General features: G+C 67.0%; 1 protein-coding gene. It reads right to left on the reverse strand.

Going from position 1 to position 1,419, the window contains the following annotated elements; all coding sequences use genetic code 11:
* Window positions 1–54: 54 nt before the first annotated feature.
* Window positions 55–1,293, reverse strand: coding sequence for an IS256 family transposase (locus tag ACWD4U_RS34760; protein WP_363462298.1), 1,239 nt, complete (start codon window positions 1,291–1,293; stop codon window positions 55–57).
* Window positions 1,294–1,419: the final 126 nt, after the last annotated feature.

Below are 1,419 nucleotides of genomic sequence, written 5' to 3' on the forward strand. Positions count from 1 at the left end.
GGTCACGTCCGCCGGAGTGGTGTATCGACGGCCACTCGGTGATCCGGTTTCAGGCTAGGCGGTCAAGGCTGTTGCAGTGGTCTCGTCGGGGGTTTCTCCCTCGATCGGGTGGAGGCGGCAGCGGCCGAGGATCTCGGATCCGATGTAGCGGCGCTGTTCGGCCCACTCGTCGCTCTGCTCGGCCAGGACTGCACCGATCAGCCGGATGATCGAGGAACGGTCCGGAAAGATCCCGACGACGTCGGTGCGACGCCGGATCTCCTTGTTCAGCCGCTCCTGCGGGTTGTTCGACCAGATCGACTTCCAGACCGTCCGGGGGAAGACGGCGAAGGCCAGCAGGTCCTCGCGGGCGTCCTCCAAGTGCTCCGCAGCCTTGGGGAATCGCTCGTCGAGGGTGGCGATGACCGTGGCCATCTGTTGGCGAACGGCCTTCGCGTCGGGCTGTTCGAAGACGGTCCGCAGGAGAGTGGCGACCCAGGGCTGGGCGGACTTGGGGACCTGCGAAAGCAAATTGCGCGCGTAGTGCGTTCGACACCGCTGCCAGGACGCGCCGGGCAACGTCGCGCCGATCGCGTTGACCAGGCCGGTGTGGGCGTCGGAGACCACCAGCTTGACGCCGGTCAGGCCGCGGGCGACCAGGGAGCGCAGGAAGGCCAGCCAGCCGGCTCCGTCTTCGGTGGTGGCGACGTCCAGGCCGAGGACTTCGCGTTGGCCCTCATTGTTGACGCCGACCGCGACCAGGCAGTGGACGTTGACGACGCGGCCGCCCTCGCGGACCTTCTGGGTGAGCGCGTCGACCCAGACGAAGGTGTAGGGGCCCTGGTCGAGCGGACGGTTGCGGAACTCCGCCACTCGCTCGTCCAAGTGCTTGGCCATGTCGGAGACTTGCGACTTCGACAACTGGGTCACGCCGAGGCTCTCGGCGAGCTTCTCCACCCGCCGGGTGGACACGCCGAGCAGGTAGCAGGTCGCAACGACGCTGATCAGAGCCTGTTCGGCCCGGCGCCGGCGCTCCAGCAGCCAGCTCGGGAAGTAGGTGCCGGAACGGACCCTGGGGATCGCCAGGTCAATCGTGCCAACCCGGGTGTCCCAGTCCCGATTGCGGTATCCGTTACGGGAGTTGATCCGGTCCTCGCCCGGGCGGCCGTACTCGCCGCCGCAGGCGCGGTCCACGTCGGCGGACATCATCGCCTCCGCGAACGTCTTCACCATCGCCCGCAACAAGTCGGGACTCGCCGAGGTGAGGTTCTCCTCCAACAAGGCGGCGAACGGCAGACTGTCGGGTGCGGTCATCGTGTTGGTCTCCTCTTCGTGACGTCAGACATCTCGAAGGATCAACCGGTGGCCGTCTTACGTTTCAGGCGACACCCGCTACCGGGACGAAACCCCCGGAACGGGTGGAACCCGTACACCACTTCC

This window comes from Kitasatospora sp. NPDC002522 (assembly GCF_053595195.1).